13 protein-coding genes are annotated in these 15,459 nt (G+C 41.1%); 6 read left to right on the forward strand and 7 right to left on the reverse strand.

Going from position 1 to position 15,459, the window contains the following annotated elements; translation table 11 throughout:
- The first annotated feature begins 398 nt into the window (after positions 1 to 398).
- The 3 genes from MKY77_RS06095 (at position 399) to yhbH (ending at position 4,015) form a co-directional block, all read left to right on the forward strand.
- The gene (locus MKY77_RS06095; protein ID WP_148990230.1) at positions 399 to 2,294 is read left to right on the forward strand and encodes a PrkA family serine protein kinase; all 1,896 of its coding nucleotides are present in this window, start codon (positions 399 to 401) and stop codon (positions 2,292 to 2,294) included.
- Between the two features lie 94 nt (positions 2,295 to 2,388).
- Positions 2,389 to 2,544: a hypothetical protein gene (locus MKY77_RS06100; RefSeq protein WP_339149367.1), complete on the forward strand. Its 156-nt coding sequence runs from the start codon at positions 2,389 to 2,391 to the stop codon at positions 2,542 to 2,544.
- Between the two features lie 301 nt (positions 2,545 to 2,845).
- Complete coding sequence (gene yhbH / locus MKY77_RS06105; RefSeq protein WP_237664065.1) at positions 2,846 to 4,015, forward strand: sporulation protein YhbH; 1,170 nt, start codon at positions 2,846 to 2,848, stop codon at positions 4,013 to 4,015.
- 100 nt (positions 4,016 to 4,115) lie between these two features.
- Here the strand turns inward: yhbH and MKY77_RS06110 are convergent, their stop codons facing one another.
- From MKY77_RS06110 to MKY77_RS06140, 7 genes are all read right to left on the reverse strand, one after another.
- Positions 4,116 to 5,438, reverse strand: coding sequence for a hypothetical protein (locus tag MKY77_RS06110; protein WP_339149368.1), 1,323 nt, complete (start codon positions 5,436 to 5,438; stop codon positions 4,116 to 4,118).
- Positions 5,438 to 6,130: a response regulator gene (locus MKY77_RS06115; RefSeq protein ID WP_342515676.1), complete on the reverse strand. Its 693-nt coding sequence runs from the start codon at positions 6,128 to 6,130 to the stop codon at positions 5,438 to 5,440. The genes MKY77_RS06110 and MKY77_RS06115 overlap by 1 nt, the downstream gene beginning before the upstream one ends.
- A complete protein-coding gene (locus MKY77_RS06120; RefSeq protein ID WP_339149370.1) occupies positions 6,108 to 6,899 on the reverse strand; it encodes a histidine kinase in 792 nt (263 codons plus the stop codon). The genes MKY77_RS06115 and MKY77_RS06120 overlap by 23 nt, the downstream gene beginning before the upstream one ends.
- Positions 6,900 to 7,003: 104 nt before the next feature.
- A complete protein-coding gene (locus MKY77_RS06125; protein ID WP_339149371.1) occupies positions 7,004 to 7,999 on the reverse strand; it encodes a dipeptide ABC transporter ATP-binding protein in 996 nt (331 codons plus the stop codon).
- Positions 8,000 to 8,012: 13 nt separating this feature from the next.
- Positions 8,013 to 9,011 (reverse strand): ABC transporter ATP-binding protein, encoded by a 999-nt coding sequence (locus MKY77_RS06130; protein ID WP_339149372.1) that lies wholly within the window; start codon positions 9,009 to 9,011, stop codon positions 8,013 to 8,015.
- Positions 9,012 to 9,023: 12 nt separating this feature from the next.
- The gene (gene nikB / locus MKY77_RS06135; protein ID WP_339149373.1) at positions 9,024 to 9,944 is read right to left on the reverse strand and encodes a nickel ABC transporter permease; all 921 of its coding nucleotides are present in this window, start codon (positions 9,942 to 9,944) and stop codon (positions 9,024 to 9,026) included.
- A 16-nt stretch (positions 9,945 to 9,960) separates the two neighbouring features.
- Positions 9,961 to 10,857: an ABC transporter permease subunit gene (locus tag MKY77_RS06140; protein WP_339149374.1), complete on the reverse strand. Its 897-nt coding sequence runs from the start codon at positions 10,855 to 10,857 to the stop codon at positions 9,961 to 9,963.
- Positions 10,858 to 11,044: 187 nt separating this feature from the next.
- Here MKY77_RS06140 and MKY77_RS06145 point away from each other — a divergent pair, with 187 nt between their 5' ends.
- From MKY77_RS06145 to MKY77_RS06155, 3 genes are read left to right on the forward strand one after another with little or no spacing between them, the layout of a single operon-like run.
- Complete coding sequence (locus tag MKY77_RS06145) at positions 11,045 to 12,619, forward strand: glutathione ABC transporter substrate-binding protein (RefSeq protein ID WP_339149375.1); 1,575 nt, start codon at positions 11,045 to 11,047, stop codon at positions 12,617 to 12,619.
- Positions 12,620 to 12,632: 13 nt separating this feature from the next.
- Positions 12,633 to 14,156 (forward strand): glutathione ABC transporter substrate-binding protein, encoded by a 1,524-nt coding sequence (locus tag MKY77_RS06150; protein WP_339149376.1) that lies wholly within the window; start codon positions 12,633 to 12,635, stop codon positions 14,154 to 14,156.
- A gap of 50 nt (positions 14,157 to 14,206) precedes the next feature.
- Positions 14,207 to 15,448, forward strand: a complete 1,242-nt coding sequence (locus MKY77_RS06155; protein ID WP_339149377.1) for an amidohydrolase — start codon at positions 14,207 to 14,209, stop codon at positions 15,446 to 15,448.
- The last annotated feature ends 11 nt before the right edge of the window (positions 15,449 to 15,459 follow it).

Raw genomic sequence — 15,459 nt, forward strand, 5'->3', positions numbered from 1 at the left:
ATGTACCCATCTTTGTTTTCCTCCTTATGTAAGGTTAGTTCTTGTAAGCATACTATTTATATTATAGCCCAATGGACAAGTTATGTGAATGGAATCTGTGGATAATTTTTGACAAGGTGAATTTTCAACGCCCTGTCTCCTTACGTTCAGGTGCTCGCTTATCCTAAGGACCGGTACTTGAGCTTTCCCACAATGCTTCAGGGTCTCAACCTTACATTACCTCCCGCCGGAGACTCTCGCCGTACACTCCAGGCAACCGGGGGCAGTCCCTCCTCCATAAAAGCATAAAGTTTGCGATTGGCACCTCTTAAAAAAAGCATGTTTCACCCCCCCAGCGCATAGAGTATATTAATCACGCAATCACGACTCTTGAAGCTGTAAGAAAAGGGGAGGTCCTTATGGATATTTTACGTAAAATTGAAAAGTATCGGGAAGAAGAACAGAGGCTGAAGTGGGAAGGAACCTTCGGGCAGTACTTGGAGATTTTGAAAGAAGAACCATGGGTAGCTCAATCCGCACATTCACGGGTTTACAATATGATTAAAGATGCTGGGGTAGAAGAGGTCAATGGGCAGCGGAAGTATAATTTCTTTAGCAATGCCCTTTTTGGTTTAGAAGAAGCATTGGAGCGGTTGGTGGAGGAGTATTTCCATCCTGCTGCGAAAAGGTTGGATGTCAGAAAGAGGATTTTGTTATTAATGGGTCCGGTCAGTGGGGGGAAATCCACACTGGTTACGATTCTCAAGCGCGGTCTTGAACAGTACACCCATACAGATAGAGGGGCAGTATATGCCATTAAGGGTTGTCCGATGCATGAGGATCCGCTTCATTTAATACCCCACCATTTGAGAGATGATTTTTACAATGAGTATGGAGTTAGAATTGAAGGGAATCTGTCACCATTAAATATGATGAGGCTTGAAAAAGAATATGGAGGCAGGATTGAGGATGTGCTTGTGGAACGTATTTTCCTGTCAGAGAACCAGCGTGTCGGGATTGGGACATTCAGCCCATCCGATCCGAAATCGCAGGATATTGCGGATTTGACCGGAAGCATAGACTTCTCGACCATTGCGGAGTTCGGCTCTGAGTCAGATCCTCGTGCATACCGTTTTGACGGGGAGCTGAACAAGGCGAACCGTGGGATGATGGAGTTCCAGGAAATGCTGAAATGTGATGAAAAGTTCCTGTGGCATCTATTATCCTTAACGCAGGAAGGGAACTTCAAAGCGGGTCGATTCGCGTTGATCAGTGCGGATGAGCTCATTGTCGCGCATACGAATGAAACGGAATATCGCTCCTTTATTTCCAATAAAAAGAATGAGGCCTTGCATTCGCGGATCATCGTGATGCCGGTTCCATATAATCTAAGACTTTCTGAGGAAGAAAGAATTTATGAAAAAATGATTAATGAGAGTGATGTGGCAAATGTGCATATTGCGCCGCATACGCTTAGGGTCGCTGCGATGTTCACGATTCTCACGAGACTCAAGGAAGCCAAACGTGGCGATATCGACCTTGTGAAGAAAATGCGCCTGTATGATGGGGAGTCTGTGGAAGGTTTCAACTCTGTGGATGTTCAGGAGCTCAAGAAAGAGTATGCTGATGAAGGGATGAGCGGAATTGATCCTCGTTATGTGATCAACCGGATTTCGTCCACCATCATTCGTAAAGAGATCCCTTCCATCAATGCCCTTGATGTCCTGCGTTCTTTAAAAGAAGGGCTGGATCAACACGCATCCATATCTAATGAAGATAGAGAAAGGTTCTTAAACTTCATTTCGGTAGCGAGAAAAGAATATGATAATATTGCCAAGAAAGAAGTCCAGAAAGCATTTGTATATTCCTATGAAGAGTCTGCGAAAACTCTGATGGATAACTACCTGGATAATGTCGAGGCTTATTGCAATAAGGCGAAACTAAGGGACCCTCTCACTGGGGAAGAAATGAGTGCCGATGAGAAACTGATGCGTTCCATTGAAGAGCAGATCGGTATTTCTGAAAACGCGAAGAAGGCTTTCCGCGAAGAGATTTTAATCAGGATTTCCGCTTATGCGCGCAAAGGGAAGCGATTTGACTACAACTCCCATGAGCGCTTAAGAGAAGCAATACAGAAGAAGCTGTTTGCAGATCTGAAAGATGTTGTGAAGATCACGACCTCTTCCAAAACTCCGGATGAAACACAGCTGAAGAAAATAAATGAAGTGGTGGCCCGCTTGATTGATGAGCATGGCTATAACTCTACTTCGGCAAACGACCTATTAAGATATGTAGGTAGCTTATTGAATAGATAATCGGAAAAGCAGCGGTGTGAGTGCCGCTGCTTTTTTGCGTACTTAGGTTTGTTTTCAACTAATAAAGGGAACGTATAAATAAGAGGTGATTACAATGAGTAAAGATAAAACCTATGAAAATACAATGGCCCCTAATGAAAAAGAGATGGAAAAGCTGGCAAAGGAAATGGAGCAACTGAAGGAAAATAAGACCGACAGAGAGCGCGATCCCAAGCAACATAAAAACAACTCGGAAAATGAAAAAGAATAAATATACCTTCCATTGATGGGAGGTTTTTTTATTGTTTATGAAAATATTCATTGTATAGTACGACCTAACCACAGCATAAAATTATTATTAACGAAGGAATGCATGCTTGTCTATTAAATGGAATTGCGTGCCTAATTATCTAAATAATCTGTCAATTATTTGAGATATGTGCATAGGATAGAGTAACCAACCCTAACTGTCACGGAGGTTGGATTCTTAAAATTTCACCAAGATATTTTATGAAAATAGTGATGAAAAGGTTCCTAGAAACGTAAAATTAATTAAATAGGGAGGGATATCGATGACAATGTCAGATGATACGAATTTTGTAGTGTCCAAAGAGGATTGGTCCCTCCATCGAAAAGGCCACGACGACCAAAAACGCCATCAGGAAAAGGTCCAGGAGGCTATCAAAAATAACTTACCAGATCTTATTACTGAAGAGAACATTGTAATGTCCAATGGCAGAGAGGTCGTAAAGATTCCAATCAGGTCTTTAGATGAATACAGAATTCGTTATAATTATGACAAGAACAAGCATGTTGGCCAAGGAGATGGAGACAGTCAGGTCGGGGATGTTGTAGCCAGGGACGGGTCGGGTCAGCAGAAGGGGCCAGGTAAGGGGCAAGGAGCTGGAGATCAGGCCGGGGAGGACTATTATGAGGCGGAAGTTTCTCTGATGGATCTTGAAGCGGCATTGTTCAATCAGCTTGAACTGCCAAACCTGCAGCAAAAAGAGCGCGATGAGAATATCATCGAGCATTATGAATTTAACGATATCAGACGCACAGGTCTTATGGGGAATATAGATAAAAAACGTACGATGATGTCCGCCTATAAGCGGAACGCGATGACAGGTACGGCAAGCTTTCATCCGATCTATCAGGAGGACCTCAAGTTCAAGACGTGGAACGAAGTGGTAAAGCCTGATTCCAAAGCGGTTGTTCTGATGATGATGGATACGAGTGGATCGATGGGAATGTGGGAGAAATATATGGCACGGAGCTTCTTTTTCTGGATGACACGATTCCTTAGAACAAAGTATGAAACAGTGGATATCGAGTTTATTGCCCATCACACAGAGGCGAAGGTAGTCAGTGAAGAGGACTTTTTTTCTAAAGGGGAAAGCGGAGGAACGATTTGTTCATCCGCGTACCGAAAGGCACTGGAGCTAATTGATACGAAATACAATCCAACGCGTTTCAACATTTATCCATTTCACTTCTCGGATGGTGATAATCTGACTTCTGACAATCAGCGCTGTGTTAAATTGGTTGGAGAACTGATGAAGGTTTCCAATATGTTCGGGTATGGGGAAGTAAATCAATATAACAGACACTCTACATTGATGTCGGCATATAAGAATGTCAGTGATGAGAAGTTCAGGCATTACATTTTGAAACAAAAACCGGATGTATTTCATGCAATGAAGGAGTTTTTCAAGAAGGAGCAAAACAAAAAATTTGCTTGATTAAAACCAGCCGAGCGGGCTGGTTTTTCTTGTGGAAACTTTTTATACTTAGTTTTTCTCCTTGTTGATACGAACAGTCCTGATTGCATTCTTATAATAATTATAGCTTGCTATCTTGTACTTTTCGTAGGAACGATAAGAAACGTAGGAACATATAACAACCGCATAGGAATGTGGAAGTTATAAAACTGATCCAGATTGTCCCTAGATGTCCTGCACTTGAGGAAAATAAGAAGCTGATTAATATTGCAATGGCAGAGGTTAATGGCACAAAACCTGAAAGGCGATCACGGCTGAAGATCATCCACAATACCGGTGATATTAATGCTGCATAGATACTCCCGAAGAAGAATAACAGCTCAATAAAAGTTGGTGATATGATAATGACAAACAGATATAGAACCAGACACTGCATACCTGTAATCCAGTAAGACAATCGAAATTTGTGTTGATTATCAAGAGGAATAAATTCGCTGATTGCGTTCTTTACTGTTAGGACCGTTGTTGCATGAAGCTCTGCATTTAAAGTTGAGGAAATGGCACTAAAACAAAATAATACAAATACGGCAATTAATAAGGAAGAGTTAATTTTATATATCAGTTGAAAAAGTAAGATTTTCACATCATGAAAACTTCCACTGTAGACAACTACTAGTAGAAGGGAAGATAAAGACAAAGGAATGGTTGCCCAAATGAGCCCGGTTAATGTAAATATGGAACGAATTCTGTTCTTTTTTAACATATAAACTCTCTGCCAGGTTGCCCTGTCAATTAAGACTTGTCCAAAACCGATGATGATCCCTGTAATCACAAAGTAAAACGTATCAATATTCCTCCAATATAATAGATAGGGATGGTAGAGTTGAACACCCTCATATACCGGGTACACCCCATTTTGGATATAAAAATAAACAGGTATGAAAATGACAGCAGCAAATATGAATCCGATGCTTATACCGGAGAATTGCTGAATACGCTGCATGCCTCCGAGTCCTGCAATGATAAAACAAAATGAGAAGAAAAAAAACAAGCTTATATAAAGGGGGACAGGGAATATTAGCGAGAAAAGAATAGCTGCCCCAGTTGCTTGGACAAACATGGAATCCATACCCGTTACCAGGAGAAGGAGGATGGTGTACCAATATCCAACCGGAGTCGTCTTTTCTTTTAGCAAATCACCAATGGTTTGATGTAAGGGGTAACGCTTCCTTATATAAGTTGCGATGAATCCGAAAGCGATAAACGCAAAGGCACCCATTAGAGAGTATCCAAGTCCACCTAATATACCGTATTTTATCAGAGCTTCTGGTGAAGAAAGGATGGTGTTTCCCGTTACCCATCTCGAAAGCAATGTGACGATACCAAACCCGATTCCTAGTTGGAAGGTTCCCAGGATATAAATCGAATATTTCTTTTTGTCCATCAATGTGTTCCCTCAAATTTATAATCCCGTGGGGTTTTTCCATAATGCTTTTTAAACTGCTGACTAAAATAGTGCTGGCTGTTAAATCCACATTCATCAGCAATGGTGGAAATATGCATATTCGGGTTTTTAGTAAGTAAATCGGCAGCGATTTCAATTCTATATTTATTTAGGTATTCTGAAAAACCAATCCCTACTTCTTCCATGAACTTACGGCTGAAATAAATAGGGTTCATGTGTATTTTGGACGAGAGATATGGAAGTGTTAGTTTATCTTTGTATTCCTGTTGGATTATTAATATAGCCTGCTGGATGGCGGGACTGTAATTCCCCCGATGTTTGAATTTATACAGTACTTCAACCAGTTCCGCTTCAATCAAAGGTTTTGTCAAATAATCTGCGACACCAATTTTAATGGAGGTTTGTGCATATTCAAAGGTTTGAAAGGCAGTCAAAATGATGAACTCCATATTAGTATGTTTAGTCTTTAATAGTTTGCCAAGTTCGAGGCCATTTTTACCCGGCAGGTGAATATCCAGGAAAGATAAATCAATATGCTGCTTATCACAAATGTTCCATGCCTGTGCTGCATCAAAAGCGTGATAGACCTTCCATTTGGGATAATGCTTGTGCAATAGATATGTTAGTTGTTCAATTTCTAGTTGTTCATCATCCACTAATAAAATGTTCATTCTGCTTGGCCCCCTTTTCGTTGTAGGTAGAGTATGATACAGGCCATGTGACAACTGCGCGTGTTCCGCCGGGTTCATGATATAGCTCTAGAGAAGCCTCTTCTTCTGTATACATAAGGCTCAATCTCCTTCTGATGTTGTTTAGGCCATGTCCTGTACCAGTATCATCATTACCTGAATGCACACCTTTCGAACTGTTCCAAACCGTTAGTAATATATGTGAACCTGAAAGGGATATGGAAATACTTAAATTTGCTTCGCCTGGGTACTTCTCGAAAGAATGTTTAAAAGCATTTTCTACAAGGGTTTGAATAAGAAAAGGGAGTATTGTTGCTTTTTTTATTTCTTCCTCCATATTGAGAGTGTAGGATAGACGTGATTGAAACCGAATTTTTTGTATCTGTAGATAATGGCCTGCATATTCCATTTCTTCTTCGACCGTGCATATAAAATGATCTGATTTATATTTGGCTTTTAAGAACTTAGAAAACACTTCAATCGCCCGAACTAATTCTTCTATCCTATTAAGCCTTGCCAGGCTAAGGATGGAATTAAGGGTATTGAAAAAGAAATGGGGCTGAATCTGTTGGTTCAGCTGAAAATACTTTGCTTGTTGGAGTTCTTTTTCCAGCTTGATTTTATTTGTTTGGTTTTCTAACAGGTCAATTCTTTTTTCAAAGATGAATAAAAACAATAAAGTAAAAGCTCCCACTAAAGGAGCAAGTACGCAGAACATGACATAAAGAGAAAAATCCTCTATCTGGAGCATGGAAGGAACCCCCTCGTGAAACGGAAAAGGGGAGGTGAAAAAACCCCTCCGCTATTTCTTTCTCTCTATTATTTTAATTCAAATCATGTAATTGTAAATGGTTATTATTTGACAAGATGACAGCTTACATAATGTTGGTTGTTCCATTTTTTTAATGGAGGTTCTACCTTTTTACATGTTTCATTTGCTAAAGGACAGCGGGTATGGAACCTGCATCCAGTTGGTGGATCTATTGGGGAAGGAACATCTCCTTTTAGTACAATCTTTTCTTTTTTTGCATCCAAATCCGGTGTAGGAATAGCCGACAGAAGTGCTTGAGTATAGGGATGCTGTGGCCTTTCAAAAATACTTTTCTTTTCGGCTATCTCCACAATTTTCCCCAGGTACATGACCATGACCCTATCTGAAATATGCCGCACGACACTAAGGTCATGCGAAATGAACAAGTAAGTCAAGCCAAAGTCTTTTTGTAAATCCTTCAGTAGGTTAAGGATTTGCGCTTGAATGGAGACATCAAGTGCAGAAACGGCTTCATCACAAATGATTAATTTTGGATTTACTGCTAAGGCACGGGCGATGCCGATACGCTGTCGCTGACCACCGCTGAATTCATGTGGATAACGATTCAATGCCTCCGCTGGCAAACCTACACACTCTAGTAACTCGAGCATTCGTTCCATTCTCTTCTGTTTAGGGATCACCTGCTGGATGGCCATGGCTTCATTCAATGTTTGTTTAATGGTTCTTCTTGGATTAAGCGAAGCAAATGGATCTTGGAAGATTACTTGTAAATCTGCACGCACCTTTCTCATTTCTGTATTGGATATTCGAACAAGGTCTTTATCATTGAACACAATCTCTCCGTCAGTCGGCTGTTCAAGTCGGAGGATGGACCGTCCCGTTGTCGATTTTCCACAACCTGATTCACCGACGATACTTAATGTTTCCCCTTCCTTCAATTCAAAGGAAATATCGTCTACCGCTTTAACAAATGATGTTGGTTTGAAAAGCGAGTCTTTTTTTATGGGAAAATATTGCTTGAGGTTTTTAACTGATAAAAGTACACGTTTTGCTTCTTTTTTGGTTACTAGTTCCATCATGTTGTCCCCTTTCTTATACAACTGATTTTTTCCATTCCTCTGAATACATCCAACATCGAACTTGTCCCTCCCCAGCTTGCAGAGTGGTCAGTTTTGGCGCTTTTGTCTTGCATAGTGAATTTGCGTGAGGACAGCGGTTGGCAAACCTACAGCCTTGGACCTGAGAAAAGGGACTTGGAACGTTTCCGCTAATCGTTGGTAAATACTCATGATCTTCATTTATTTTTGGTAAAGAAGCCAATAGCCCTTGGGTGTAGGGGTGTTTCGGATTTCTAAAAAGCTCTTCTTTAGATGCATATTCCACAACGTTTCCAGCATACATGACGACTACTGTATCACAGGTTTCTGCCACCACTCCAAGGTCATGGGTAATCATCATAACCCCCATCCCAAGCTTTACTTGCAATTCCTTAATTAATTGGAGAATCTGTGCTTGAATGGTCACGTCCAGTGCAGTGGTTGGTTCATCGGCGATGAGAACTTCAGGGGAGCAAGCAAGTGCCATGGCAATCATCACCCTTTGCCTCATACCGCCACTCAACTGAAATGGCTCTTGCTTTGCACGCTTTTCAGGAGAAGGAATTCCTACAAGACGTAGCATCTCCACCGCTTTTTTCCAGGCTTCCTTTTTACTGAGCTTTTCATGAAGTCTAATGCCTTCTGCTATTTGTTCACCTACACTGATAACTGGATTAAGAGACGTCATAGGTTCCTGAAAAATCATGGAGATGTCATTCCCGCGTATTTTTCTCAGTTGGTTTTCAGTCATATTCACAAGGTCTTGGCCTTTAAATAATATAGAGCCTTCCACTATTCTTCCGGGTGGGGAAGGAATCAGCCTAAGAATAGACAGGGAAGTAATACTTTTCCCGCAACCTGATTCCCCGACAATTCCCAAGGTCTCCCCTTTGTGCAAAACTAGATTTACCCCATCCACGGCTTTACTAATTCCTTTATTCGAGAAGAAATGAGTTTTGAGGCCGTTTACTTCTAATAGTTTTTCACTCACCATATTTCACTCCTTTTAGTTCAATTCAATTCGTTTATTAAAAATGCGATAGAGTAAATCGACCAATAGATTTACAAGTACGAAGATAAGGGACGCAACAAGTACTCCACCTTGTACCATTGGCAAATCTCGCATTCTGATAGATTCCACAATCAATCTTCCCAGCCCGTTAATGGCAAATATGGATTCTGTAAGGACAGTACCGCCAAGCAATGCGCCAAATTGAAGTCCTACCACGGTGATGACAGGAATTAAAGCATTTCGCAGAGCATGTTTTGAAATGATAATTTGTTCTCGGAGTCCTTTTGCACGCGCAGTCCGAATATAGTCCTGCCTGATGACTTCGAGCATACTTGATCTGGTCATCCTAGCAACTATTGCAGCGCCACCAGCACCAAGTGTGAGGGCGGGGAGGATAATGTGCTGCCAGCTATCCCAGCCTGCTACCGGCAGGAGTTGAAGTTTGACGGAAAATATATACATGAGCATAAGGCCAAACCAAAAACTTGGGATGGAGATCCCTATGAGGGCAATTAACATGACTGACAAATCAGAGACGGAATAAGGCTTAATGGCAGAAATGATACCAGCCGCCATGCCTAAGACGATCGTTATAAGGATACTGAAAAGAGCTAGTTCCATCGTAATAGGGAGTCTTACCATGATTTCATCAAGGACAGGTTTATTATTTTTAATGGATACCCCAAGATCTCCTTTGAAAATGTTCGTTAAGTAATCAAAGTACTGGACATATAGCGGTTGATTTAACCCCAATTGAGTCCGTATTCCTTCTATTGTTTCTTTTGAAGCACCCTCCCCCGCCAAGAGAACAGCTGGATCTCCAGGAACCATCTGCATAATTAGAAAAACAACCAAGGTTACACCTATTAATACGGGAATCATTTGAACCAAACGTTTTATTAAAAAAGAAATCATCCTTTTACCTCCTTTTTTATTTCATTCTTGGATCTAAAGCATCGCGAAGGCCATCTCCGAAAATATTAAAGCCTAAAACTAAAATGGAAATGGCAAGGCCAGGAAATAGGGCCATATAGGGTGCGCTAAATAAGAAATCCCTTCCACTACTAAGCATGGTTCCCCATTCTGGTGAAGGTGGCTGAGCTCCAAGTCCTAAAAAGGACAACCCTGCTGCTGATAAAATGGCAGTGGCCAATCTTAAGGAACCCTGTACGATGATCGGGGAGAGAATATTTGGGAGTATATGAATGAATATGATTGTTATATCCCTTGCTCCCAACGATCGGATCGCATCTATATATTCTAGCTTCTTGACTTCCAATGTAGAGCCCCTTACTATGCGGGCAAATAAAGGAACAGAGAATACCCCCACTGCTATGGTTACGTTGATTAAGCTGGGACCTAATGCACTGATAATAGCTAAAGCCAACAGAATACCTGGGAAAGCAAGCATGACATCAATTATTCTCATCACAATGGAGTCAACCCATCTGCCGTAGTAACCGGCAACCAATCCAAGCACAATTCCAAATACCGCCCCGAATAGTACAGAGGCAAAGCCGACACCCATTGATAAGCGGGAACCATAAATTATTCTGCTAAGTATATCCCTTCCTTTATCGTCCGTCCCCATCCAATGTTCCATTGAGGGGGAGTGCATGCGATTGTCCAAGTTGATTTCATATGGATCATAAGGTGCCAACCAAGGTGCGAGTGCAGCTACTGTCAAATAAAATAAAATGATGATTCCACCTGCCACTGCTGCTTTGTTTCTAGATAGTTTATAAATGATTTCTTTCCATTTTTCTAATCGAGGATTACTCGTTTCCTCAGCAAGAATTGTTTCTCCCGTCTTTACTTGAACTTCCATTGAATGTCCTCCCTTACAAGTGATGTGTTTAAAATTATCAAAATTTCAAACAAAGTAAATAATTTTAAGATAAGATGTCAAAATATTTTAAAAACAAGTAAATATTCTGAAAATAAAAGGTGAATCTTTTTTTTATAATGCAACTATGCAAGAAAATCACGAGAATTCATTGGAGGGGGAGAATGAAATGGTGAAGGACAGAAAGTTTAGAAATTTTATCATGTTTTTTGTATTTATTTTAATGTTGTCATTTATAAGTGCTTGTTCAACGTCTTCGAACAGTTCAAATGGTTCTGAGAGCAATGCCCGGTCGGAAGAAAAGGGAGGAAGCTTAATCATCGCGCGTCTTTCTGATGCAACCAGGTTAGATCCACACTTTATAACAGACATACCTTCTGCCAATATCATCTATCAAAAAGTATATGAAACGTTGGTGATGACGAATAAGGATATGGAGATAGAACCTTTGCTTGCTACGGAATGGCAGCAACTTGATGAGGTAACATGGGAGTTTTCATTAAAAGAAGGAGTGAGCTTTCATGATGGGACTCCTTTTAACGCAGAGGCGGTGAAAGTAACATTCGACCGTGTTTTGGATCCAGGAACGGGTTCACCTCAGCGTGAAAAATTATCGATGATTAAGGAGATTGAAATAGTGGACGAGTATACCGTGCATATGCATCTTGATTATCCATATGCTCCGTTGCTTTCCATTCTTGCAAGTAATGAGGGTAGCATCATCTCCCCAAAGGTGATTAAAGAAAAGGAGGACTCATTATCCCAACATCCAGTAGGAACAGGACCATTTATTTTTGAATCTTGGAATACCGGTCAGGATATAACTTTGGTCAAGAATCCCTCCTATTGGGGGCAAGAGCCGAATCTGGATGAAGTGGTTTTTAAAGTGGTACCGGAAGATGCAACAAGGCTTGCATTAATTGAAACCGGAGAAGCACATGTTTCTGATCAGGTTCCAGTAACAGAACTAGATCGTATAGAGAAATCGAATTCCATGAGCTTGTATCGTACAGAGGGACTTGGAGTTGAATATATAGGGTTTAATATAGAAAGTAAGGCAGTAAATGATGTCCGTGTCCGAAAGGCGATCAGTCATGCGATTGAAAGAGAAGCTATTCTAAAAGGTGTTTATAACAATGTCGGAACGATAGCAAACTCTGCTATGAGTCCGAAAGTATTTGGTTACAGCGAAAACATCAAGGCATATGAATACGACATAAATAAAGCAAAGAAATTACTGAAAGAAGCAGGCTATAAGGACGGTTTATCACTGAACCTGCTTACTAGTGATAGGAAAGAACGAATTAATATGGCAGAAGTGATTCAATCTCAATTAAAGGGGATAGGTGTGGATGTTTCTATTCAAGTTTTGGAATATGGGGCATATTTAGAAATGATCGATAAAGGTGACCATGATTTGTTTATTGGTGGATGGGGGAATGCGACAGGGGATGGAGATTATAATCAATACAATCTCTTCCATACAGCATCTCAAGGACCACCCGGCAATCATTTTTATTACAGCAATGAGGAAGTAGATACTATTATTGAAGATGCCAGGGAAGAAATGGATCAGGAAAAACGTAAAGAACTATATGAGAAAGCGATGCAGATCCAAATGGATGATGCCGTATACGTTCCGATAAGAAATTATGAACATTTGGCTGTCTATACAAAAGGGGTAGAAGGAATTTGGTTGAATGCCTCTAATTACATTATGCTAAACGACGTCACGATTAAGTAGAAGGGGGAAAGACATGAGATCGACCATCTTATTACTGTTAACATTGTTATTAATTATCAGTGGTTGTTCCACTTCAAGCAGTCAAATGGAGACCTCCGACAAGGATAAACTGACGATCGTCCGTCTATCGGACGCCACCAAGCTAGATCCACACTTCATCACAGACATTTCAAGTGCAAATATCCTTTATCAAAAGGTATATGAAACGCTTGTTGTGCCTGACTTGGACATGAAGCCCCAGCCAGGGTTGGCCAAGGAATGGGAACAAATTGATGATGTCACGTGGGAATTTATATTAAGAGAAGGCGTTTATTTCCATGATGGGACGAAATTCAATGCCGAGGCTGTAAAGGCAACATTTGAAAGATTGCTTGATCCTGAAACAGCATCCCCGCAAGCTGAGAAACTTGGGATGATTGATGACATTGAGGTTGTCGATGAATATACAGTTCGTTTTCATCTCTCAGCTGCCTATGCCCCGCTGTTGTCCATTCTAAGTGCGAATGAGGGAAGTATCATCAGTCCAAAAGCGCTCTCAGAGAATCCAAAGAAACTTTGGGAACACCCAGTAGGCACTGGGCCATTCGTATTTGATTATTGGAAGGCAGGACAGGAAATATCCTTAAAGAAAAATGAGGAATACTGGGGAGATAAGCCGAAGATAAATCAGGTTGTGTTTAAAGTAGTGCCGGAAGATACCACAAGACTTGCCATGATTGAAACCGGGGAAGCGCATGTTAATGATCAGGTTCCAATTACAGAGATTGAAAGAATGGAAGCTTCGGAGACATTGAATCTGTATCGGGCAGATGGGTTAGGGATAGAGTTTCTTGGCTTTAATGTTCAAAAAGCACCGTTTGATCAATTGGATGTTCGAAAAGCGATAACGCAGGCCATAGACAGAAAGGCTGTTCTAGAAGGTGTCTTCCAAAATTCTGGGATTCTTGCCAATTCTCCGATGAGTCCGAAGGTATTTGGATACAGTGATGACGTTAAACCTTATGACTATGATTTAGAGAATGCCAAAGCTTTATTGCGAAAGGCTGGACTAGAAGGGTTAAAGGTCACCATTACCACCAATGATCGCAAAGAGCGAATAAATGTAGCTGAAGTCGTTCAATCACAACTGAAGAAAATAGGGATCAACGCGGAAGTGGAAGTATTAGAATGGGGGGCATATATAGAAGCATTAAATAATGGAGAACACGAAATGTTCGTTGGCGGATGGGGTAATGCCACGGGAGACGGAGATTACAATCAATATAATGTCTTCCACTCCTCTTCACATGGGGGAGCAGGTAACCATACCTATTACAATAACCCTGAAGTTGATCGAATCATAGAGGACGCCCGAAAAGAAATAGATGAAGAAACAAGAAGAAGTCTTTATGAACAGGCAATGAAACTGGAGATGGAAGATGCAGCTATGATTCCGCTCAGATACTACGAACATCTTGCTGTCTATCATAATAATGTAGAGGGACTTGTAATCAGTCCTGTTAACTACATCCTTCTCAACGATATCACTTTAAAATAATGTCATGGTTTGGGCCTAGAGTCTAGGCCCTCCAATTAGGAGGAAAAGAGATGAATAGAAACAATTATTGGCTGAAGAATGTCCGAATCGAAGTGGGTTTTGAACAAGAGGATAATCGCTTGAAAACATTGACTGAAATAGTTCACTTAAAAGTAGAAGAAGGGAAAATTGCTGCACTTTCCAAGGAACAGCCCAAGGATAACCTTCCTGAAAAGGACGCAAAAGGGTTGCTCCTGCTTCCTTCTTTAAAAGAAATGCATATCCATATCGATAAAACTTACTATGGAGGTCCATGGAAAGCTTGCACACCAATAACCAACGGTATTTTTACAAGAATTGAAGAAGAAAGAAAACTACTCCCGCAGCAATTGGCAACAGCACAGGAGAGAGCCGAGAAAGTGATTGAATTATACCTAAAGCACGGACATTCCCATATTCGCACTCATTGCAATATCGATCCTTCCATCGGATTGAAGAACTTAGAGGCCACATTGAATGCTGTAAATAAATACAAAGATGTAATGACGTTTGAAATTGTGGCCTTTCCACAGCATGGGTTATTGCGAAGTGAAGTGGCGCCCTTAGTCAAGGAAGCAATGGAAATGGGGGCAACACATGTCGGTGGGGTGGACCCAGCTACCATTGACAGGAATATCGAGAAATCACTCGACACCATCTTTGATATTGCAGTGCAGACTGGTTCATCAGTAGATGTTCATATTCATGACCCGAACAGCCTTGGCGCTTTCACTTTTGAGCGGATGGCTCATTATACAAAACAAGCAGGCCTTCAGGGCAGGACGACCATTAGTCATGCCATCGCATTAGGGGACTTGGAGCCCGTCCAGCTTGAGGAAACGGTAAAGATGTTAGTGGATAATAAAATGGATGTGACCACGACGGTTCCCATTAACCGCCCTACTATTCCGATCCCATTATTAACCCAAATGGGACTAGTTGTTTCTCTAGGGCATGACAGTATTACGGACCATTGGTCACCTTTTGGTACTGCCAACACCATTGAAAAAATGTGCGTACTTGCAGAGCGATTCAGACTGGTTGATGAAAAATCTCTATCTTCTTTGGTTCAATATGGTACAGGGGGAATCAACTCATTAAGTGCTGCAGGTGAACGACAATGGCCAAAGATTGGAGACGATGCTTCCATGATATTAGTGGATGCAAGTTGTTCAGCAGAAGCGGTTGCAAGGCGTACGGATGTCAAGGCCCTTTTCTATAAAGGCAAAGAAGTGAAAAGGATGGAAATGGAAAAACAACCGGTAGCAAAATAAGGGTGGAGGGA

It is taken from the genome of Sutcliffiella sp. FSL R7-0096 (assembly GCF_038595065.1).
In the GTDB taxonomy this organism is placed as follows: Bacteria; Bacillota; Bacilli; order Bacillales; family Bacillaceae_I; genus Sutcliffiella_A.

What these genes read in the sequence shown, in the direction of transcription:
- MKY77_RS06095 (WP_148990230.1), top strand. Translation starts at nt 399, where the DNA reads ATGGATATTTTACGTAAAATTGAAAAGTATCGGGAAGAAGAACAGAGG.
- MKY77_RS06100 (WP_339149367.1), top strand. Translation starts at nt 2,389, where the DNA reads ATGAGTAAAGATAAAACCTATGAAAATACAATGGCCCCTAATGAAAAA.
- yhbH (WP_237664065.1), top strand. Translation starts at nt 2,846, where the DNA reads ATGACAATGTCAGATGATACGAATTTTGTAGTGTCCAAAGAGGATTGG.
- MKY77_RS06110 (WP_339149368.1), bottom strand. Translation starts at nt 5,438, where the DNA reads ATGGACAAAAAGAAATATTCGATTTATATCCTGGGAACCTTCCAACTA.
- MKY77_RS06115 (WP_342515676.1), bottom strand. Translation starts at nt 6,130, where the DNA reads ATGAACATTTTATTAGTGGATGATGAACAACTAGAAATTGAACAACTA.
- MKY77_RS06120 (WP_339149370.1), bottom strand. Translation starts at nt 6,899, where the DNA reads ATGCTCCAGATAGAGGATTTTTCTCTTTATGTCATGTTCTGCGTACTT.
- MKY77_RS06125 (WP_339149371.1), bottom strand. Translation starts at nt 7,999, where the DNA reads ATGATGGAACTAGTAACCAAAAAAGAAGCAAAACGTGTACTTTTATCA.
- MKY77_RS06130 (WP_339149372.1), bottom strand. Translation starts at nt 9,011, where the DNA reads ATGGTGAGTGAAAAACTATTAGAAGTAAACGGCCTCAAAACTCATTTC.
- nikB (WP_339149373.1), bottom strand. Translation starts at nt 9,944, where the DNA reads ATGATTTCTTTTTTAATAAAACGTTTGGTTCAAATGATTCCCGTATTA.
- MKY77_RS06140 (WP_339149374.1), bottom strand. Translation starts at nt 10,857, where the DNA reads ATGGAAGTTCAAGTAAAGACGGGAGAAACAATTCTTGCTGAGGAAACG.
- MKY77_RS06145 (WP_339149375.1), top strand. Translation starts at nt 11,045, where the DNA reads ATGGTGAAGGACAGAAAGTTTAGAAATTTTATCATGTTTTTTGTATTT.
- MKY77_RS06150 (WP_339149376.1), top strand. Translation starts at nt 12,633, where the DNA reads ATGAGATCGACCATCTTATTACTGTTAACATTGTTATTAATTATCAGT.
- MKY77_RS06155 (WP_339149377.1), top strand. Translation starts at nt 14,207, where the DNA reads ATGAATAGAAACAATTATTGGCTGAAGAATGTCCGAATCGAAGTGGGT.